This is a genomic window from Sphingopyxis sp. PET50, assembly GCF_025244705.1.
GTDB lineage: Bacteria > Pseudomonadota > Alphaproteobacteria > Sphingomonadales > Sphingomonadaceae > Sphingopyxis.
In genome coordinates this window covers 2,574,782-2,594,963 of sequence record NZ_CP104207.1, presented here as the reverse complement: position 1 = coordinate 2,594,963, position 20,182 = coordinate 2,574,782, and the positions used below count along the sequence as shown (strand labels likewise).

Here is a 20,182-nt window from a genome sequence, read left to right as displayed (position 1 = left end):
GCAAGGCGATCCTCATCGATGGGGGTAATATTCGTGCGTGCCAATGTAAGCATGGGCAAGGCGCGGGCAAGGAGATTTGGAGCGAGGGGGACTGGTTTCGGATAAAACGCGACCTTCGCTCTCCCCTCCCTAAAAGGGAGGGGAATGTCTTAAACTGTCGTCGCAATTTCCAGCGCAGCAAAGTCGTCCGCGAACTCGGCCAGCGACAGGATTCCCGCGCACGCCCGCGCCCCCGGCTCCGGAGCGCGTCCGTCCCGCAACCGCCGCAGCATGGCGAGCGCCGCGAGCGTCGGCACATGGGGGCCGCGGTTGCCGTCGGCGCGCAGGGTCCAGCGCGCGCCAACCGCTTTGCCGTCGGCGTCATGCCCGTCGACCAGGACATCCATCGCGCCGATATCGCTGCCGAAGGGGAGCAGGAGCTTTGCGATTGCGAGCAGCGGCCGCGCCGCCGGACGCAGGCTGCGCACCCATCCTCGGCGCACCGGCAGCGACAGCAGCGCGAGGCCGAGGTGGAGCAGGCCGAGTTCGAGCCCCGCGAAAAATTCGGCGCTTTGCGCCGGGCGGTAGCGCGCGACGAGCAGATCCTGTTCGGGCGTGTCGCAGACGCTGGCCCAGCGCCTGCCGACCCCGGGCACAGCCCAGCGATGCGTCATCCCCCAGCCCGGAACCGTGGTCCAGCCGCCGCCGCGCCACACGCGCACCGGATGGCCGACATAGGACAGGATCGCCTGCACCACCGCCAGCCCGCGCGGCGCGCGGTTGCCGGGGAATATGCCGATCGCGATCCGGTCGATGCCGCTCCACCCGGCGGTCAGGTCGTCGAGCACCGCATGCGACAGCGCGGGGATCGAGCTGGCGCCGCAGGTGACGCTGATCCCGGCCGCCTTGGCTGCCGCGTCGTGCGCGCCGATCGCGGCGACGAAATCGCGCCCGTCGGCGAGGTCGATATAAGGAACGCGCGCGGCGATTGCGGCCTCGATCACCGTCGGCGCCGACGCCTGAAAGGGGCCGGCGGCATCGACCACGACATCGCAATCGGCAAGGTCGGCGGCGGTCAGCGTCTCGCGGTCGAGCGTGCGCGTCGCCAATCCGTCGAGCCGCTCCGCCAGCGCACCGAGTTTCGCCTTGTCGCGCGCCGCCAGGGTAAGCGCGATGCCCTTTTCCATTGCGGTCCGCTCGGCGAGGCGGCGGCCGAAGACGCCGGTCGCGCCGATCAGCAGGACGCGAAGCTCAGCCATCGCGGAACAGGCCGTGCTGGCTGACCAGTTCGCCCAGCAGCGGATGCGTGACCTTGAGGTCGAAGGCAAAGCGGCCGCCGCCGAGATGCTGGTGCGTCACCACCGTCTCGCCGGGCGCGAGCCACGCGGGCAGGCGGAGCCGGAAACCTCTCGCCTGCCAGAAATAATGGTCGGAGGTGAAGATCAACGCATCGGCCTTCGCCCGCACCGTCAGCGCCATGCCGAAACCGCGGCCGATATGCTCCTCGAGTCCCGTCGGCCCGGTGAAGCTTTTCGCGCTGTGGATCACCTGCGGGTGGCCGCGCACGCGGCCGTAGAGCCGCGTCCAATATTGCCCCCCGCTCTCCCGGTCCTCGCTGACCGCAACCGCCGCGGGGGCGGGGCCGCTGGCGGCGAGGGGAAGCGGCGCGCCGATCAGGCGGCAGAGCTGTGCGAGCCACCAGCCCGCGCGCGAGAGGCGCGTCCAGACGATCTCGCCGCTGTAGGCCGCGACGGCCTGACCGGTCAGCCTTTTGGAGAAGCGGCGGCGGACATCTTCGGGAAGCGCATCCCACGCGGGGCGCGGGACGAGGCGGCGGAAGCGCGTATCGTAGAGCGCGTCCTTGTCCCGCAACGGGCGCGCGGAAGTCGTCCCTGTCCGTTCGCGCAGCGCACCAGCCCCCATCGCCCTTCTCCTACTTGGCGTCCTTGCCCTTGCCGGGGCGCCAGTTGATCAGCTTGGTCACGCCCGCGCCCAGCTTGATCAGCCGCATCAGCGCCGGTTTGGGCACGCTCAGCATCTCGTCGTGCCAGCGGCTCATCGTCGTCACGAAATCGAGCATCTCGGAAAGCCGCGCCTTGGCGCCGTCGCTGAGCCCGGGGTCGTGCGCGGCGCGCGCGACGCAGGCCTTCAGCGCCGCCTCGGCCGGATCGACCTCGCGCGCCTTGCGCCCCGCCGCGATGCGCGTGACCATTTCCCAGATATCCTTCTCGGCGCTGAAATGATCGCGCCGGTCGCCGAGCAGGGGGACGCGCTCGATCAGCCGCCAGCCGAGCAGTTCCTTGATCGAGTTGGAGACGTTGGAGCGCGCGAGACCGAGCAGCTCGGCGATCTCCTCGGCGTGCAGCGGGCGGTCGGACACGAACAGCAGCGCATGGATCTGCGCCACCGACCGATTGACGCCCCATTGCCCGCCGAGATTGCCCCAATGGAGAATGAACTCGGTCGCCGCGGGGGAGAGTTTCGACTCATGTTCGATAATTTCTGTCATAACAGAAATAATAGTCGAAACAGGAAAGATGTCAATTGTGGCGCGGCGGTGCGAAGGCGGCTAGACCGGGCAGCGGGTCGCTCCGGAGGGTGGGGCATTTATGCGGATATGGATGGCGGCCGCGCTGCTGGCGGCGGGATCGGCCGGGGCGATTGCGCCCGGCGCGATGGCGATGCAGGCCGATAGCGCCGCGGGCAAGGCCGAGGTCGAGGCGATCGGGCAGATGCTGTCCGAAGCGTTCGATCTCGATTACAGTACGCAGAAGGACCGGAAACGCGACGCCTTCATCGAGATCGAGGCGCGCGCCAGGGCGTCGGCGGCGCGCTTCGCGCCCGATTCCGAGGCCGCCATGCACTTGCGCACGCTGCAGGGTATCGGCGCCTTTTACGCGGCGCAGCACAATGACCCCGAATATGGCGACGTCGAAGGACAGAGGCAGGAAATCGTCTGGCTCGACGAGACCGTCCGCGCGCTCGGCCCGGTGCTCGCGGCGCGCGGCGGCGACGGCGATCATTATGAATTTCGCGGCGCCGGCCGACCAGCTGTTCGACCATGGGCTGCGCTTCGAAGATCCGCGGCTTCCCGAATGGTCGGCGATGCGCGTGCAGGCGAACCGCTATCGCGTGAAGGCGATTCCCGACGACTGGTTCGAAAAGGTCCTGCTCGCCGAGGCGCTCTACGATCATGGCTGGCTGACGGGGGATCAGGCGCTGATCGACGAGGCGAACAAGATCGCCGCGAGCCTTCCCGAAAGCGAGATGCGCGGCTCGCTGCGGCGCAAGCGCGATGCGGTGGCGGCGGGCGAGGCGCCGTACGAAAAGCCGGGCGACTGATCGTCCGGCGCGCGCGGGTTGCGGCGGCGGCCCGCGCGGCCTATGTTGGACGCCTGATTTTCAAGGAAGAGCAAGCCGTCATGGATTTCCCTGCCAAGCCATCGCCCCAGAGCCTTGCCTTGCAGGAAGCCGTCCATGCCCGCCATTACCCTCTCGAATCTTCACTACAGTACAGCTGACGCTCACCCGCTTTTCACCGGCCTCGACCTCGGCTTCGCGGCCGAGCGGACGGGGCTTGTCGGGCGCAACGGGGTCGGCAAGACGACCCTGCTGCGCCTGATCGCGGGCGAGCTCGAACCGCAGGCGGGGAGCGTGTCGGTGTCGGGCACGCTCGCGACGCTGCGCCAGAGCGTGCGGCCGCGGCCCGGTGAGACGATCGCCGACCTGTTCGGGGTGACCGGCGCGCTCGCACTGCTGGCCCGCGCCGAGGCAGGAACCGCGACGATCGACGAACTGGCCGAGGCCGACTGGACGCTCGAAAGCCGGATCGAGGTCGCGCTCGGCCGCGTCGGTCTCGCGGCGGCGCCCGGCACCCCGCTCGCCGGCCTGTCGGGCGGGCAGCGGACCCGCGCGGCGCTGGCGGCGGCGATCCTCGCCGAGCCCGATGTCCTGCTGCTCGACGAGCCGACGAACAATCTCGACCGCGACGGGCGCGACGCGGTACGCGCGCTGGTCCGCGACTGGCGGGGTGGGATGATCGTGGTCAGTCACGACCGCGAACTGCTCGAGGAGATGGACGCGATCGTCGAGCTGACGTCGCTCGGCGCGGCGCGCTACGGCGGCAATTGGAGTAGCTATCGGGCGCGCAAGGACGCCGAACTGGCGCAGGCCGAGCAGGCGCTGGCCGACGCCGAGCGCGGCAAGGCGCAAGTCGCGCGCGAAATCCGGACCGCGACCGAAAGGCAGGCGCGCCGCGACAAGGGCGGGCGCAGGAAGGCCGCGAAGGGCGACTTGCCGCGCATCCTGCTCGGCACGCTGAAGGGCCGTGCGGAGGAGACGGTGGGGGCGGGGGCGCGGCTGGCGGAACGCAAGCGCGGCGAGGCCGATGCGGCGCTCGCCGCGGCGCGGGCGAAGGTCGAAGTGCTGCAGCCGCTGATGGTCGGCATCGCGCCGAGCGGGCTCGCGGCGAACCGGGTGGTGGTCGATGTGGAGGATGTCTCCGCCGGCTATGTGCCGGGTGCGCCGGTGATCGAGGGGCTGTCCTTCACGATCACCGGGCCCGAGCGGGTCGCGGTCGCGGGCCCGAACGGATCGGGCAAATCGACCCTGCTCGCGCTGCTGACCGGGCGGCTGGCGCCCTGGGCCGGGCGGGTGGGGGTGGTCGCCGACCATGCGCTGCTCGACCAGACGGTGTCGCTGCTCGACCCGGCGCTGTCGATCCGCGACAATTTCCGGCGTCTGCATCCCGAAACCGGCGAGAATGAATGCCGCGCGGCGCTGGCGCGCTTCCGCTTTCGCGCCGATGCGGCGTTGCAGGTCGTGGGCACGCTCAGCGGCGGGCAGATGCTGCGCGCCGGGCTGGCCTGCACGCTGGGGGCGCCGAAGCCGCCGTTGCTGCTGATCCTCGACGAGCCGACCAACCATCTCGACATCGACTCGCTCGAAGCGGTCGAGGCGGGGCTGCGCGGCTATGATGGAGCACTGGTGGTGGTGAGCCACGATATGGCGTTTCTGGATGCGATCGGGGTGGGGCGATGGATCGAACTGGCGAAGACATAAAGCCCCTCCCCTTCAGGGGAGGGGTTGGGGTGGGGGCTTGCGAGATAGCGCAAGGCGTCTGGCCCCCACCCGCTGCGACTAGGAAACAAGTTTCCAAGTCTCGCTGCCCTCCCCTGAAGGGGAGGGAGGGGTTGGGGATAAGAAAAAGGGCGGCAGTCCCTTCGGACGCCGCCCTTGATTCCGTTGCCGGACGAAGCTCAGGCTTCCGCCATCTCGTCGTCATACTGCTCGACCGGGCCCGAATCCTGGCCCTTGGCATCGACGTCGCGGTCGACGAATTCGATGATCGCCATCGGTGCCGCGTCCGAGGCGCGGATGCCGGCCTTGATGACGCGGGTATAGCCGCCGTTGCGGTCGGCGTAGCGCGCCGCGATGACGTCGAACAGCTTCTTGAGCTGCGTTTCGTCGAGCAGGCGGCTCAGCGCCAGACGGCGATTGGCAAGGCCGCCGCGTTTGGCGAGCGTGACCAGCTTTTCGACGTAGGGACGCAGCTCCTTCGCCTTGGCGACGGTGGTCATGATCTGCTCATGCTTGATGAGCGAGGCCGACATGTTGCGGAACATCGCCGTGCGGTGCGCGCTGGTGCGCTGCAGTTTCCGGCCACCCGATTTATGACGCATGATTTCTTCCTTCGTTTGTCAGAGGGGCCGTGCGAGGTACCCCAAGCCAGGTCGATTGCGGGCCGACCCATTCCCGTTTGATCATCCCTCTCCCACCGGGAGAGGGATGCGGAAACTTGGCGGCTTGCCGCCTAGTTGCAGCTGGGTGAGGGCGACACGCTGTTCACCCTCATCCAACTTCGCCTAATCGCTGCGCGACAAGGCTGCGTATCCTTCTCCCGGAGGGAGAAGGAATTCGCTTAACCCAGCAGCTCCTGTTCGAGCTTCTTGGCCATTTCCTCGATATTCTCCGGCGGCCAGCCGGGGATGTCCATGCCCAGGCGCAGACCCATCGACGACAGCACTTCCTTGATTTCGTTCAGGGACTTGCGGCCGAAGTTCGGCGTGCGGAGCATTTCGGCCTCGGTCTTCTGAACGAGGTCACCGATATAGATGATGTTGTCGTTCTTCAGGCAGTTGGCCGAACGGACCGACAGTTCGAGCTCGTCGACCTTCTTGAGCAGGAAACGGTTGAGCTGGTTGACGTCCGACTCGTCGGCGGTCGCCGGCGAGGCGGCCATGCCGATCATGCCGCTGTCGTTCATCGCCTCTTCGAAGTGGACGAAGACCTGCAGCTGGTCCTGGAGGATGCGTGCGGCGTAAGCCACGGCGTCTTCCGGGGTCACGGTACCGTCGGTATCGACGGTCAGCGACAGCTTGTCATAGTCCAGTTCCTGGCCGATGCGGGCATTGTCGACCTTGTAGGCGACCTGGCGCACGGGCGAGAAGAGCGAGTCGACCGGGATCAGGCCGATCGGCGCGTCGGCCGGGCGGTTGGCGGTCGCGGGGACATAGCCCTTGCCGGTATCGGCGACGAGTTCCATGTTCAGCGTCGCGCCCTCGTCGAGGTGGCAGATGACATGGTTCGGGTTCATCACCTTGATGTCGCCCGACACCATGATGTCGCCGGCCTTGACGGTCGCGGGACCGGTGGCCGAAAGCTGCAGCCGCTTCGGGCCTTCGCCTTCCATCTTGAGCGCGATCTGCTTGACGTTGAGGACGATGTCGGTGACATCTTCGCGCACGTCGGCGAGGCTCGAGAATTCGTGGAGGACATTCTCGATCTTGATCGAGGTGATAGCCGCACCCTGGAGCGACGAGAGCAGCACGCGGCGCAGCGCGTTGCCCAGCGTCAGGCCGAAACCACGCTCAAGCGGCTCGGCGACGAAGGTCGCCTTGCGCTTGCCGTCGCTGCCGGCCTTGATTTCCAGGTTGCTGGGCTTCTTCAATTCCTGCCAGTTCCGGATATTGACAGTCATGGACTTCCCTTTGCTTTTGGCGGGACGGGGCGGGGGCGGAAACCGACCGGTCCGGCGTTAGGAGGTGGCGGATGCGGCTCCGGCCGGAGCGCATCCGAAGCAGGCGTCAGACGCGGCGGCGCTTGGCCGGGCGGACGCCGTTGTGCGGGATCGGGGTCACATCGCGGATCGAGGTGATGTGGAAACCGACCGCCTGCAGCGCGCGCAGCGCCGATTCGCGGCTAGAGCACCCCGGGCCCTTGACTTCGACCTCGAGGGTGCGGACGCCATGTTCGGCGGCCTTCTTGCCCGCATCCTCGGCGCACACCTGGGCGGCGTACGGGGTCGACTTGCGGCTGCCCTTGAAGCCCATCATGCCGGCGCTCGACCAGGCGATGGCATTGCCCTGCGCGTCGGTGATGGTGATCATCGTGTTGTTGAAGGTGGCGTTCACGTGGGCGACGCCCGACGAGATGTTCTTGCGTTCGCGCTCGGCGAAGGCGCTGCGGTTCACGAGCCATGATGAAATCCTGTCCTAAATCCTGAAGGGCCGGTGGCGGGCCGTCGAAGCTGCCCCGGCGGGGGAAACAAGGAAGCGCGCGCCCCTTTTTCGAGAGAGGGGCGGACGCGCTCGACCTTATTTCTTCTTGTCGGCGATCGGCTTGGCCTTGCCCTTGCGGGTGCGTGCATTGGTGTGCGTGCGCTGGCCGCGGACCGGCAGGCCCTTGCGATGGCGCAGGCCGCGATAGCAGGCGAGATCCATCAGGCGCTTGATGTTCATCGCCGTGTTGCGGCGCAGGTCACCCTCGACCGTCAGGTCGGCGTCGATGGTTTCGCGGATCTGCAGCACTTCGGCGTCGCTGAGGTCCTGGATGCGGCGGCTGTGGTCGATGCCGAGCTTGTCGGCGATATCGACGGCGGTCTTGCGGCCGATGCCGTGGATATAGGTGAGCGCGATGATCACGCGCTTGTTGGTGGGCAAATTGACGCCCGCGATACGTGCCATTGGGTAGCTTCTCCTGCTCCACAGGGCCGCTGGCAACGGCCCCATCTCAAAGCGTCTGATTTCCAACGCAAAAAACGGACCACGAATGCGCAGCTGCGCTTCGCCGTCCGGTCAGGCTGTCGGAATGGAAGGCGCAGATAGGGTGAGTCGTGCCGAAAGTCAAGCGAAGCGCGGGGATTTGCGGCGAGCCGCGCTCGCGCAACGATCCACTTCTCTGCCGCGTCCTTTAAGACACAAAGCCCCGCATGCGAGACCTGAATTTGTGTCCTTTGTGTCCTCAGGCCGTTTCGGGCCAAGGTGGCGCGATGCAAGGCTGGCACCGCCGGGCGAATTAGGAAAGGGCTTTTTCGTTCTTCCGCCGACATTGGTGCCGGAGTGGCTGGTTTCGGGCGGAGGCTGACATATCCAGCCCCTCCTCTTCAGAGGAGGGGTAGCGAGACTTACGAACTTGTTCGTTAGTCGCAGCGGGGTGGTGTTCGAGGGATAGGCCGACGTCTTCGGCCACCACCCCGTTCGACTAAAGGCCCGGCTGCGCCGGACCAAGTCTCACTGCCCCTCCTCTGAAGAGGAGGGGGTTGAATGTCGGTAATCCACCCCAAAGCCGCCCCGCTCAGCGCTCCGCCGTCAGCGCCACCGCGCGATCGTGCAGGCGGTCGACCACCGCGCGGTGGATGCCGGGGGCGCAGGCGATGACGCCGAAGGCTTGCGCGCGCGGGGTGTTGAAGGTCAGCGGCTCGCCGAAGGCGTCGGTGACCATCGCCCCCGCCTCGGCCGCGATCAGCGCCGCGGCGGCGACGTCCCATTCGAAACCCCAGCGCAATGTCGCGACCAGGTCGGCGCGGTCGTCGGCGACCAGCGCCATGCGCAGCGCGATGCTGTTCGGCTTGGTGACGATCACGAGGTCGTTGTCGACCTTGGGCAGCGCGTCGGCGGGCACGCGCGAGCCGGCGAATTCGGTGCGCTGGCTGGCGTGCAGCATCTCGCCGTTGAGCGTCGCCCCCTGGCCGCGCTGCGCGACCCACAGTTCGTCGAGCGCGGGGGCATAGAGCACGCCGAATTCGGGGTCGCCGTCGACGACGAGTGCGACCGACACCGCCCAGCCGGGCCGCCCGCGGATGAAATCGCGCGTTCCGTCGATCGGGTCGACGCACCACATCGCACGGCACGACAGGCGGTCGGTGTTGTCGGCGGTCTCTTCGGACAGCCAGCCCGCCTCGGGCACCATCGCGCCGAGCACCGCCTTCAGCCGCGCATCGACCGCGAGATCGACGTCGCTGACCGGGTTGTCCGGCGACTTGTACTGCACGTCGACCGCCTTGCCCTCGCCGCGCCAGCGCGCCATCGCCATGTCGCCGACCTCGCGGGTCGCGGCGATCACGGCCTCGAGGTTGCGCCCGGGCATTAGGGCCAGAACCTGACTATGGGACGGCTGAGGCGGCAAAATGGCGAACATATCGGACCAAATGGCCCGTCGGTCATAGTGGGTCTATGTCCAAGGGACATTTGGTTCGAGATGAAAGCCATTTTGCCGTCCCTCCGGGATTTGATCAAATTTGTCCATTGCCGCGTCGGAGCGCCTTGGAATATTTTCATATGCCTGCGCCGCTCCTCCTCGCACTGAACAAATTTGCTTCAAACCTCAGCCGCCCCATAGTCAGGTTCTGGCCCTTAGCTCGACGCGACGGTCATGCCGTCGATGCGGATCGTCGGGGCGTCGGTGCCGTGGCGGAAGACGAGGTCGTCGGCGGGGGTCAGTGCGGCGAACATCGCGATCAGATTGCCCGCGACGGTGAATTCGGCGATCGGCTCGGCGATCGCGCCGTTCCGGATCGCGAAGCCCGACGCGCCGCGGCTGTAGTCGCCGGTGACCGGATTGACGCCCTGGCCGATCAGTTCGGTGACATAGACGCCCTCGGCGACGTCGGCCATCAGCGCTGCGGGGCTGACGCTGCCCGCGGCCATATAGACGTTGCTGACGCTGACCCCCGATGCGCCGCCGCCGCGGCTGGCGTGGCCGGTGGGGGTGAGGCCGAGCTGCCGCGCCGACGCATTGTCGAGCAGCCAGCCGGTCAGCCGCCCGCCCGCAATCAGGTCGCGCGCCGCGGTCGGCAGCCCCTCGCCGTCGAAGGCGCGGCTTCTGAGGCCGCGCAGCCGGTGCGGCTCGTCGCGGATCACGACCGCGGGGTCGAACAACTGCTCCTCTTCCTTGCCGAGCAGGAAGCTGGTGCCGCGCGCGATCGCCGGGCCGCTGATCGCGCCGAGCAGATGGCCGATCAGGCCGCCGCTGACGCGCGGGTCATAGAAGACGGGGACCTTGCCGACCGGGGCCTTGCCGGGGTTCAGCCGCGCGACGGCGCGCGTGCCGGCGCGCGCGCCGATCTCGGCGATGGTTTCGAGGTCGGAGAGGTGGTGCGCGCTGTGCCAGCCATAGTCGCGCTGCATGCCCGCGCCTTCGCGCGGCGATGACGCTCGCCGACAGGCTGTGGCCGCTCGCCCCATAGCCGCCCGCGAAGCCGTGGCTCGTCGCGAGCGCGATACGGGTGCGGCTGTGGCTCGCGGTGCCCCCCTCGCTGTTGGTGACGCCGGCGACCGCGCGCGCGGCCTCCTCGACGGCGCGCGCGGCTTCGCGCAGCGCCTGCGGATCGGCCTCGCTGCCGTCGTCGAGGTCGAGGTCGGGGACGGGGCCCCTGAACAGCAGCTCTTCGGGGGCGAGGCCGGCATAGGGATCCTCGGGCGCCTCGCGCGCCATGGCGACACAGCGCTCGACGAGCTTGGCGAGTTCGCCCGCGTCCATGTCGGCGGTCGACACGCCCGCGCTGCGCCGGCCGACGAAGACGCGGAGCGCGATATCCTGCCCCTCGGAGCGCTCGACATCCTCGAGCGCGCCGAGCCGCATCGAGACCGAGGTCGCGGCATTGCAATAATAAAGCGCGTCGGCGGCATCGGCGCCGGTCTGGGTGGCGGCGTCGCACAGCATCTGCGCGCGGTCGAGGGCTTCGGCTACGGTCAGCATCGCCGCGCCTTAGGGCGCGCGCGCGGGGTCGTCAAAATCTTATCGGCGAAAGCGCGATCAGACGCCGAGGACGGACAAGCCCGTGGTCGCCGCCATCGCGCCGCTGACCCACAGGAAGGGCAGGGCGAGCGCCGCGACCCACAGGCGGCGGACGTCGCGGCGGAAGCGGGCGTGCAGGCCCCAACTGGCGAGCGCGCGGCGGCTGAGATGATACCAGCGCCGCTCGGTCACGCGCGCGAAGGGCACCGCGATCGCGAGCAGCAGCGCCAGCGCGACGAAGGTGAGCGCGGTGGGTGCGCCCGCAGCGATCGCGCTCGACACGAGCCAGATCTGCAGCGCGGCGAAGACGAGAAGCGCGGTGGCGGCATGAAAGGTCATTCGGCGACCGAGGCTGCGTGCCGGAGGCACGGCGCGGGCGGGGCGCCCCAACAGGCGCGGACCGAATGTTGATGCCATTTTTTACAGCCCCCTTAGGTCGAGCGATTCCCAGAAACCCGAACGTTTCAGCCCATAATGACCGAGTCAAGACAGTCTGACCGCGATTCGTTAATTTTGTTACCATTTCATCCCATATTCGGCACGATTCTGCGGTGACGGGGCCGTTTGCTGCCGATCTGGCGGCATTCGGGCCGGTGTCCGGGCGATTTGGCGGTGGGCGGGACGTCCGGCGTCCGCTCGTCGAGTCGCATCGGATTTCCGTCGAACCTTGCATCCGGACGCGCCCCTGATAGCGTCTATATCCTGTCCGTCCGGACCGTTTCGGAAAAACAGGGGAATCATCGATGCGATATCTAGCCGCTCTGGCCGCGCTTGCGCTGCCCTTCGCTCCCGCTCTGGCGCAGGAAGCGCTCGGCGCCCGCCCCCGCGGCGCCTGTCGCCCCCAAGCCCGCGGCGCTGATCGCCGACGGCATGCCCGAAATCCCCGCCGAGCTCGCCTCGGCGACGCGGCCCTATATGGAAAATCGCGGCGCCGAGCTTCGTCGGCTGGAACCCGGTCGACAAGTCGATGCTGATCTCGACCCGCTTCGGCAACACCAGCCAGATCCACCGCGTCGCCTTTCCGATGGGCGATCGCAAGCAGCTGACCTTCGAGGAGGAGCCGGTGGGCGGGGCCGCCTGGTCGCCGAAGACCGGCGACCTGATGCTGGTGCAGAAGGACATCGGCGGCAATGAATTCTATCAGATCTATGCGATGAAGAATGGGCGGCTCGAACTGCTGACCGACGGCAAGAGCCGCAACGGGCTCAACGCATGGAGCAAGGACGGCACGCTGGTCGCCTATACCTCGACGCGCCGCAACGGGCGCGACAGCGACATCTATCTGATGGACCCGCGCGATCCCAAGTCGGACCGGATGGTGGCCGAGGTCGAGGGCGGCGGCTGGGCGCTGCTCGACTTCGCGCCCGACAAGAGCTGGGCGCTCGTCGGCAAATATACGTCGGTGCAGAAATCGGACTTCTTCCGCCTCGACCTCGCGACCGGGGCGATGACCCCGATCGGCGATCACGGCAAGCAGGTCTCGCACGGCGGCGGCGAGTTCGCGCCCGACGGGACGATCTGGATCACCAGCGACGAGGGGTCCGAGTTCGAGCGCCTCGGCACGCTCGACCCCGCGACCGGGGCGTTCACGCCCAAGGGACCGGCCGAAAAATGGGAGGTCAGCGGCTTCGACATCGCCGACGACGGCAGCTTCATCGCCTATACGATCAACGAGGCGGGCATGTCGAAGCTGCGCCTGCTCGACCTCAAGACCGGCGCGGTGCGCACCGTCGAGGCACTGCCCCCCGGCATCATCGGCGGGGTCGAGATCGCGCCGTGGGGCGAGATCGGCATCAGTTTCACCTCCGCCCGCAGCGCCGCCGACGCGTTCAGCGTCGATCCCGCGACGCTCAAGGTCACGCGCTGGACCGAGAGCGAGACCGGCGGCCTCGACGTCACGAGGAATGTCGAGCCCGAGCTGGTCAAGGTGAAGAGCTTCGACGGGCTGGAGGTGTCGGGTTTCCTCTATCGCCCCGATCCCGCGAAATTCCCCGGCAAGCGTCCGCTGATCATGAACGTCCATGGCGGGCCGGAGGGCCAGTCGCGCCCCGGTTTCATGGGCCGCACCAATTATCTGATCAACGAGATGGGCATCGCGGTCTTCTTCCCCAACGTCCGCGGCTCGACCGGCTATGGCAAGACCTTCGTCAGCCTCGACAACGGGCCGTTCAAGCGCGAGGACAGCGTCAAGGACATGGGCGCCTTCCTCGACAGCCTGGCGAAGGACAAGGCGCTCGACCCGGCGCGCTTCGGGCTGACCGGGGGCAGCTATGGCGGCTATATGTGCTACGCCGCCGCGACCCATTATGCCGACAAGCTCCGCGCCAATCTGTGCGTCGTCGCGATTTCCAACTTCGTCACCTTCCTGGAGAATACGCAGGATTACCGCCGCGACCTGCGCCGCGTCGAATATGGCGACGAGCGCGATCCCGCGCAGCGCGCGAAGCTGATCGAAATCTCTCCGCTCACCCGCGTCGCCGACATCAGGAAGCCCCTGTTCGTCGTCACCGGCGCCAACGACCCGCGCGTGCCGGCTGTCGGAGGCCGACCAGATCGTCGCCGCCGTCCGCAAGAACGGCGGCACCGCCTGGCACCTCGTCGGCACCAACGAGGGGCATGGCTTCGCGAAGAAGGAAAATGCCGACTATAATTTCTGGGCGTCGCTCGTCTTCTGGCAGAAATATCTGCTGAATTGAGGCGCAAAGCTTGACCATCGGCGGGGCCGGGGCGTAGCGGCACTTTTCAGTCACATACTGGAAAGGAGACGCGATGCGCCGAGCCCAAGCTGGTGGACACGATGCGCGACTACAGCTGGCCCCTGTTTCGCGCCGACACCCTGGCCGGGATCAGCGTCGCGCTCGTCGCGCTGCCGCTGTGCATCGCGATCGCCATCGCATCGGGCAGCACGCCCTTCGTGGGGCTCGTCACCGCGATTATCGGCGGTTTCATCATCTCCGCGACCAGCGGCAGCAAGGTGCAGATCGGGGGGCCGACCGGCGCCTTCATCGTCGTCGTCTACGGCGTCATCCAGGCGCATGGCATGGACGGGCTGATCGTCGCGACGATGATGGCGGGGCTGATCCTGATCGTCGCCGGCGCCTTGCGCGCGGGGCGGCTGATCGCGCTGGTGCCCGAGGCGGTGATCGACGGCTTCACCATCGGCATCGCCGGGATCATCGCGGTCAGCCAGCTCAAGGACGCGCTCGGCTATCCCGACGGACGCGTGCCGACCGAAACGCTGCCGAAGCTCGAATGGCTGTGGGACGCGCGCGATGCGATCGGCCCGGCGGCAGTCGGCATCACCATCGCGACGATCGCCGCCATCCTGCTGCTCCAGCGCTGGCGCCCGCGCTGGCCGGTGCTGGTGATCGCGGTCGGCGCGGCGTCGCTGGCGGCGCTGTTCCTGCACCTGCCCGTCGATACGGTGGGGTCGCGCTTCGGCACGCTGCCGAGCGGCCTGCCGGTGCCGCACTGGCCGGAGGTGACGGCGGACAAGCTCGTCGAACTGCTGCCCTCGGCGCTGATCATCGCCTTTCTGGCCGGGGTCGAATCCTTGCTGTCGGCGATCGTCGCCGACCGCATGTTCGACGGCCGGCACCGGCCGAGCGCCGAACTGCTCGCGCAGGGTTATGCCAATGTCGTGACGCCGCTGTTCGGCGGCCTGCCGGTGACCGGCGCGATCGCGCGCACCGCGACCAACGTCCGGGCGGGCGGCCGGACGCCGGTCGCCGGCATAGTCCATGCGCTGGTGATCCTGCTCGTCGTGATGCTCGCGGGCGGGCTGGCCGGCGGCCTCGCGCTGCCCGCGCTCGCCGCGGTGCTGCTGGTCACCGCGTGGAACATGGCCGAGCCGGAGAAATGGCGCGAGCATCTGGCGCTGCCGTGGGACGAGCTGCTGCTGCTCGTGCTGACGCTCGTGCTGACGATCTTCGCCGATCTTGCCATCGCGATCGGGGTTGGCGTGGCGCTGGGCCTGATCCTGCGCTGGTGGAAAAACCGCGACACGGCCCTGTGGAGGCCGCGCGACCACTGATCCGGCGCGATCAGGGCTGCGGCGGAACCGGCAGCTCGCTGGAGTCGGGATCGGCCGTTTCGGGCACCGGTGCGGTGCCGTTCGCCTGCGCCTCCAGGTCGGCGGCGGCCTTCTGACGTTCGGCGAGCGCGCGTTCCTCCGCCACCACCGCGCTTTCGACCTCGGCGGCGGCGGCGTCGATGCCCGCGAGGCGCCTGGCGCGTTCGTCGGCGATCATCGCCTGCCAGTCGGTCTTGTCGGCGGCCTGCGCTTCGGCCTTGGCGCCCGCGACGAGCGCCTGGGTGCAGCCGGTGAAGCCGCCGAGCCCGACCGGCGAGCAGCTGTCGGTGCCGAAGCGGCCGACGCGCTCCATCGCGGTCACGCGGTTGAGCCAGGCCTGGTTGCGCGGGTCGAGCGGGTCGCCGCCGCGGAACAGCTGCGGCACGCGGAAACGGTCGCCTTCGGGCAGGCGGTTGCACACGACGATCTCGTCGGGGCTCGACGCCTGGCAGGGGTCGTTGCCGTAAACGATGACCTGGTTGATCTTGTCGGCGTTCGCCGTGTCGGCCTCCTGCGCGGCGGCGGGGAGCGCGAACAGGCTGCCGGCCAGAAACAGCGCGGCGAGGGGCAGGCGGGTCATCGGATCATCCTTCGTCGTTTCGTGCGGCATGGCACCGTGTGCCTGCATCCGTCATGAATGGGGCAGGCGGCTTCGTGTATCAGATACGCTTCGACAGCGCGATGGCTGCGCGACAGCCCGCGCGGATCGCGAAGCTGAGCAGCGGATAGCCCGGCGCGCTTTCGGCGCCGGCGGCCAACGCCTTGTCCTTGTGTTCCAGTTCCTCGGCGCGAAAATCGGCGACCGCGGTGCTGAGTTCGGGGTCGCTGTCGCCGAGTTCGGCGAGCTGGTCCCGGTAATGGCGGTCGATCTCGGTCTCGACCGCGGCGGTGCAGGCCATGGCGGCGCGCGGCCCCATCGCGGCGGTGACCGCCCCCAATGCGAAGCCCGCGACGTTCCACACCGGCTGCAGCGCGGTCGGGCGCACGCCGCGCCGCGCGACCATCGCGTCGAAGAACTTGCGGTGGCGCTCTTCCTGTTCGGCCATATGGGCGATCTCGCGCGCCATCGGATGGCGGTCGCCCATCACCGCGAGCTGGCCGGCATAGATGCGCGTCGCGCCATATTCGCCCGCCTGGTCGACGCGGATCATCGAGGCGTTTTTTCCGGTCCTGCTCATCGTGCCGATGTGGACCCGCGGCGCAGCAAGATCAAGACGAGCAGCGCCGCACCGAAGGAGAAGATCGCGTTGAACCCGGCGAGCGAGATGCCGCCCAGCGTCCATTGCGGCACGTCGCAGCGGACGATCGGCGCGTTCATGATGTCGTCGAGCGACACCGGCCCGGCGGCGCTGGTGCTGCACGTCGTCAGCCCTTCCCACCAGCCATATTCGACCCCGGCGTGAAAGACGCCGATCGCGCCGCTGATGGCGATCGCGGCGGCGGCGAGCAGGGTCAGCGTGCGCATCGCCCCGTTGTTCCTGCGCAGCAGCAGCGCGAGCAGCGCCAGCACGATCGCCGCCTGGTGCGGCCAGCGTTGCCAATAGCACATCTCGCACGGGTGCAGGCCGAAGCCGAACTGCGACACCAGCGCGCCGCCATAGAGCAGCAGCGGCGCCGCGAACGCGACCAGCGGCGCGGCGATACGCGAATTGAGCATCGAGGACCCCTTCGATCAGTCCAATGGAGCGGTTTAGTCCGAAACCGCAGCCCTGAGCCTGTCTAAGGGCGCCTCGCCGAGAAGCGCTCTTCGACAGGCTCAGGGCTGCGGTGATGAACGAATCCGTCCGTAATCCTAGTTGCGGCGCACCGGCTTGGCGGCGGGTTTCGCGGGCGGCTTCGCCGTCTGCGCCACGCGCGTCGCGGGGTTGATCCGGCCGATCGTTTGCAGCGCATAGTTGAGCTGGAAATCCTCGATGCCCTTGGCCTTCAACTCCTCGGCGGTCGCGGTGAAGCGCGGATCGTCCTTCTCGTCCTTTTCGAGCAGGCTGTTGTCGACCTTCTTCTCATTGATCAGGTGGCGGCGCAGGTCGCTTTCGCGGAAGCGCGGGCGGTCCTTGTAATCGGGGTCCGACAACTGCGGCACGCGGATGTCGGGGTCGATCCCGCCTTCCTGCACGCTGCGTCCCGACGGGGTGAAATAGCGCGCGGTGGTCAGGCGCAGCGCGGTGGTGTCGGTCAGCGGCAGCACGGTCTGCACCGAGCCCTTGCCGAAACTGCGCTCGCCCATGACGACCGCGCGGTGCTGGTCCTGCAACGCGCCGGCGACGATTTCGGAGGCCGAGGCCGAGCCCGCGTCGATCAGCACGATCACCGGCGCGCCGCCCGCCAGGTCGCCGGGTTCGGCGAAATAGCGTTCGATATCGCCCTTGCGGCGGCCGCGCTGCGAGACGATCTCGCCGCGTTCGAGGAACAGGTCGCTGACCCCCACCGCTTCGTCGAGCAGCCCGCCGGGGTTGGAGCGCAGGTCGAGTATCCAGCCGCGCGGTTTCCGGCCGAGCGATTTCTGCACCGACAGCATCGCCGCCTTCAGATCGGTGGTCGCGTCCGCGGAGAAGCTGGTGACGGTCAGCACGCCGACGTCGCCCTTCACTTCCCACTTCACCGGCTTCAGGTCGATGATCTCGCGCGTCAGCGTCAGTTCCATCGGCTTGTCATGGCCTTCGCGCACAACGGTGATGTCGATCTTGGTGCCGGGCTTGCCGCGCATCTGTTCGACCGCCTCGTCGAGCGTCAGGCCAAAGATCAGTTCCTTGTTGATGTGGGTGATATAATCGCCCGCCTTGATTCCCGCGCGGTCGGCGGGGGTGTCGGCGGTCGGCGCGATCACCTTGACGACGCCGTCCTCCATCGTCACCGACAGTCCGAGCCCGCCATATTCGCCGTCGGTCTGCGTGCGCAGGTTGGAAAAGCCGCGCGCGTCGAGATAGCCCGAATGCGGGTCGAGGCTGGCGAGCATGCCGTTGATCGCGCCCTCGATCAGCTTCGAGATCGTCGACCGGTTCGACATAGTTCGACCGCACCTCCAGGAAGACGTCCATGAAGCGCGAAATCTCGTCGGTCGTCGCGCTATCGACGGTCGCCATCGCCCCGGTCGCCAGCGGCACCAGCGCCAGCGTGCTCAGCGCGGCGGCGCCCTGCCACAGCGCGAAGCGGCGCCGGGGGGAGGTGAAGGTCTTGGTCGGTTCGGTCATGCTCGTCTTTCAGCCTTGGCGGAAACTTCCGCCCTATAATCCCCGGCCCGCCATATTCCTATGCATTTGCCGGGGCGTCAAGCGATGCATCCCGAAACGGCGCAGGGGCTGAATGGCGGGTTAACGGACTTTTCCTTCCCGATTCCCCGAGCGAAGCCGAGGGGTCCGTTCGAGTGGAGCGAGAACAGGCCGCGCCGCCGCCTCGACTTCGCTCGGAGAAGCCCCTCGGCTTCGCTCGGGGAATCGGGAATCCTGAATTCACCCCAGCATCGACGCAATGTCGACCGGCCGTCCCGCGCGCCGCAGTTCGACGGTGATCGCGGCGTCGTCGGACCCCGCGCGGCCGATCGGCGTCCCGGCGTCGAGCTGGTCGCCGACGCTCGCCGACAGGCCGATCATCCCGGTGAGCAGCGAGGTCCAGCCGCCGCCATGGTCGATGATGACGATCTTGCCATAGCCGCGATAGTCGCCCGCGAAGCTGACGCGGCCGGGCGCGGGGGCGACGACCTGTCCCCCCGGGCGCGCGGCGATGGTGATGCCGCGCGAGCGCACCCCGCTGTCGTCGACCTCGCCGAGCCCCGCGACGATGCGCCCGACGACGGGCAGGCGATAGGCGCCGCGCGCGAGCTCGGCCTCCTGCACTGGCGGGGCCGCGACGGCGGGGTTGCCGCTTGCCGGATCCTTCGGCCGCTGGACCGGCCCGGCCAGTTCGGCCAGTTCGGCGCGCACGCCGCTGTCGGCCTCCAGCGTGTCCATCAGTTCGACGATGTCGCGCGCCTTTTCGCCGAGCCCGAGCGCGCGGTCGGCTTCGAGCCGCGCGCTGCTCATCAGTTCGCGCGAGCGCAGCTGGCCCTCATTCTCGAGCCGCGTCAGCTCGTCGCGCCGCGCCGCGAGCTGCTTCTTGCTGGTGGCGAGCGCGGTCAGCGCGAGCGTCTGTTGCTCGCGCGTCCTGCGCAGATCGGCGAGTTCGCGGCGGACGCCCGCGGTGCGGCGGTCGATCACCGGCATCACCGCGTCGAGCACCGCGCGCGCATGGACCATGTCGGTCAGCGAGCCGGGCTGGGCGAGCACGCTCACCGGCGGCTGGCGCGACAGTTGCTGGAGCGAGGCGGCGAGCTCGAGGAGCGGCTGCTGCTGTTCGGCGAGCCGCGCCTGCTGCGCGTTGAGCTGGCGCGCGACGAGCGCAACGCGCGCCTCGCCGGCGCTGATGTCGGCCTCGGCCGACTGGATGCGCGCGGCGAGCGCGGCGCTGCGCTTCTTGAGCCGGTCGGCGGCGTCGGTCGCCGCCGCCGCCTGCGCTTCGAGCGCGGCGCTGCGTTCGAGCGCCTCGGCCGACTGCTGCTTGGCGCTGATCAGCTGCTGGCGCTCGCGCGCGGCGATCGCTTCGGGGTCGAAGACGTCGCTCTGCGCCACCGCGAACGCCCCGCCCGCGAGCGCGAGCAGCAGGGCGGGCAGGGCGAAGGCGTGCCTCATTGCTGCCCCTCGCGGTGATAGGGATGGTCGAGCGATGATGCTCGTCGCGCGCCACAATTGTTCGGCGAGCATCGCGCGCGCCATCAGGTGCGGCCAGGTCGCGCGGCCGAAGGCGATCGCCTTGTCGGCGCCCGCGCGCTCCTCGCGCGTGAAGCCGTCGGCGGCGCCGAGGCAGAAGCGCGCCTCGCGCACGCCGTCGTCGCGCCAGCGTTCGAGGAGTTTCGCGAGATCGAGGGAGGTGATCTGCTCGCCCGTTTCGTCGAGCAGGACGGTGCGGCTGCCGGGAGCCGCGGCGGGGACCTTGCCCCCGGTATCGGGCAATTCGCTGATCTTCTGCGGCCAGGTCACGCGCTTCATATAGCGTTCGACCAGTTCGGCCTCGGGGGACCGCCCGATGCGTCCCCTTGCGATGATATGCAGCAGCATGGATGCCGCCTAACCGCTAAGCGGT

Annotated in this window: 17 protein-coding genes and 4 pseudogenes; 4 read left to right on the top strand and 17 right to left on the bottom strand. The window is 68.4% G+C overall.

Annotated features, from left to right (window positions below):
* Positions 1-149: 149 nt before the first annotated feature.
* The 4 genes from N0A20_RS13595 to N0A20_RS13580 all read right to left on the bottom strand — a co-directional run bounded on the left by N0A20_RS13595 (position 150) and on the right by N0A20_RS13580 (position 3,002).
* A complete protein-coding gene (locus N0A20_RS13595) occupies positions 150-1,238 on the bottom strand; it encodes a saccharopine dehydrogenase family protein (RefSeq protein ID WP_260580890.1) in 1,089 nt (362 codons plus the stop codon).
* A complete protein-coding gene (locus N0A20_RS13590; RefSeq protein WP_260580889.1) occupies positions 1,231-1,851 on the bottom strand; it encodes a DUF4166 domain-containing protein in 621 nt (206 codons plus the stop codon). Before N0A20_RS13590 ends, N0A20_RS13595 begins: the two co-directional genes overlap by 8 nt.
* 61 nt (positions 1,852-1,912) lie before the next feature.
* The gene (locus tag N0A20_RS13585; RefSeq protein WP_260580888.1) at positions 1,913-2,488 is read right to left on the bottom strand and encodes a GbsR/MarR family transcriptional regulator; all 576 of its coding nucleotides are present in this window, start codon (positions 2,486-2,488) and stop codon (positions 1,913-1,915) included.
* 31 nt (positions 2,489-2,519) lie between these two features.
* Positions 2,520-3,002 (bottom strand): hypothetical protein, encoded by a 483-nt coding sequence (locus N0A20_RS13580; protein ID WP_260580887.1) that lies wholly within the window; start codon positions 3,000-3,002, stop codon positions 2,520-2,522.
* 1 nt (position 3,003) lies between these two features.
* On the opposite strand from N0A20_RS13580, the gene N0A20_RS13575 reads away from it, so the two are divergent.
* Together N0A20_RS13575 and N0A20_RS13570 are read left to right on the top strand one after the other, a co-directional pair.
* Positions 3,004-3,321 carry a hypothetical protein gene (locus tag N0A20_RS13575; RefSeq protein WP_260580886.1) on the top strand — a complete coding sequence of 106 codons (318 nt, stop codon included), beginning with the start codon at positions 3,004-3,006 and terminating at the stop codon, positions 3,319-3,321.
* Between the two features lie 135 nt (positions 3,322-3,456).
* A complete protein-coding gene (locus tag N0A20_RS13570) occupies positions 3,457-5,040 on the top strand; it encodes an ABC-F family ATP-binding cassette domain-containing protein (protein WP_260580885.1) in 1,584 nt (527 codons plus the stop codon).
* 197 nt (positions 5,041-5,237) lie between these two features.
* Here N0A20_RS13570 and rplQ read toward each other — a convergent pair whose 3' ends face one another.
* The 7 genes and pseudogenes from rplQ to N0A20_RS13535 all read right to left on the bottom strand — a co-directional run bounded on the left by rplQ (position 5,238) and on the right by N0A20_RS13535 (position 11,334).
* Positions 5,238-5,660: a 50S ribosomal protein L17 gene (gene rplQ / locus N0A20_RS13565; protein WP_260580884.1), complete on the bottom strand. Its 423-nt coding sequence runs from the start codon at positions 5,658-5,660 to the stop codon at positions 5,238-5,240.
* Positions 5,661-5,899: 239 nt separating this feature from the next.
* Positions 5,900-6,958 (bottom strand): DNA-directed RNA polymerase subunit alpha, encoded by a 1,059-nt coding sequence (locus tag N0A20_RS13560; RefSeq protein ID WP_260580883.1) that lies wholly within the window; start codon positions 6,956-6,958, stop codon positions 5,900-5,902.
* Positions 6,959-7,064: 106 nt separating this feature from the next.
* Positions 7,065-7,458, bottom strand: a pseudogene (gene rpsK / locus N0A20_RS13555) (30S ribosomal protein S11).
* A 116-nt stretch (positions 7,459-7,574) separates the two neighbouring features.
* A complete protein-coding gene (gene rpsM, locus N0A20_RS13550) occupies positions 7,575-7,943 on the bottom strand; it encodes a 30S ribosomal protein S13 (RefSeq protein ID WP_260580882.1) in 369 nt (122 codons plus the stop codon).
* Positions 7,944-8,553: 610 nt separating this feature from the next.
* Positions 8,554-9,345: an inositol monophosphatase family protein gene (locus N0A20_RS13545; protein WP_260580881.1), complete on the bottom strand. Its 792-nt coding sequence runs from the start codon at positions 9,343-9,345 to the stop codon at positions 8,554-8,556.
* Between the two features lie 266 nt (positions 9,346-9,611).
* A pseudogene (locus tag N0A20_RS13540) lies at positions 9,612-10,956 on the bottom strand (TldD/PmbA family protein).
* 57 nt (positions 10,957-11,013) lie between these two features.
* Positions 11,014-11,334 (bottom strand): hypothetical protein, encoded by a 321-nt coding sequence (locus N0A20_RS13535; RefSeq protein ID WP_260580879.1) that lies wholly within the window; start codon positions 11,332-11,334, stop codon positions 11,014-11,016.
* A 628-nt stretch (positions 11,335-11,962) separates the two neighbouring features.
* Here N0A20_RS13535 and N0A20_RS13530 point away from each other — a divergent pair.
* Positions 11,963-13,645, top strand: a complete 1,683-nt coding sequence (locus N0A20_RS13530) for a prolyl oligopeptidase family serine peptidase (protein WP_260580878.1) — start codon at positions 11,963-11,965, stop codon at positions 13,643-13,645.
* Positions 13,646-13,792: 147 nt separating this feature from the next.
* Complete coding sequence (locus tag N0A20_RS13525) at positions 13,793-15,028, top strand: SulP family inorganic anion transporter (RefSeq protein ID WP_260580877.1); 1,236 nt, start codon at positions 13,793-13,795, stop codon at positions 15,026-15,028.
* Between the two features lie 10 nt (positions 15,029-15,038).
* Here the strand turns inward: N0A20_RS13525 and N0A20_RS13520 are convergent, their stop codons facing one another.
* From N0A20_RS13520 to N0A20_RS13495, 6 genes and pseudogenes are all read right to left on the bottom strand, one after another.
* Positions 15,039-15,647: a hypothetical protein gene (locus N0A20_RS13520; protein ID WP_260580875.1), complete on the bottom strand. Its 609-nt coding sequence runs from the start codon at positions 15,645-15,647 to the stop codon at positions 15,039-15,041.
* 79 nt (positions 15,648-15,726) lie between these two features.
* Entirely contained in the window at positions 15,727-16,245 is a 519-nt protein-coding gene (locus tag N0A20_RS13515; protein WP_260580874.1) for a demethoxyubiquinone hydroxylase family protein, read from the bottom strand.
* Positions 16,242-16,724: a disulfide bond formation protein B gene (locus tag N0A20_RS13510; RefSeq protein WP_260580873.1), complete on the bottom strand. Its 483-nt coding sequence runs from the start codon at positions 16,722-16,724 to the stop codon at positions 16,242-16,244. The genes N0A20_RS13515 and N0A20_RS13510 overlap by 4 nt, the downstream gene beginning before the upstream one ends.
* A 135-nt stretch (positions 16,725-16,859) precedes the next feature.
* Positions 16,860-18,258: pseudogene (locus N0A20_RS13505) on the bottom strand (S41 family peptidase).
* Positions 18,259-18,516: 258 nt separating this feature from the next.
* A complete protein-coding gene (locus tag N0A20_RS13500; protein ID WP_260583917.1) occupies positions 18,517-19,014 on the bottom strand; it encodes a murein hydrolase activator EnvC family protein in 498 nt (165 codons plus the stop codon).
* A 713-nt stretch (positions 19,015-19,727) separates the two neighbouring features.
* Positions 19,728-20,157, bottom strand: a pseudogene (locus tag N0A20_RS13495) (23S rRNA (pseudouridine(1915)-N(3))-methyltransferase RlmH).
* Between the last annotated feature and the right edge of the window lie 25 nt (positions 20,158-20,182).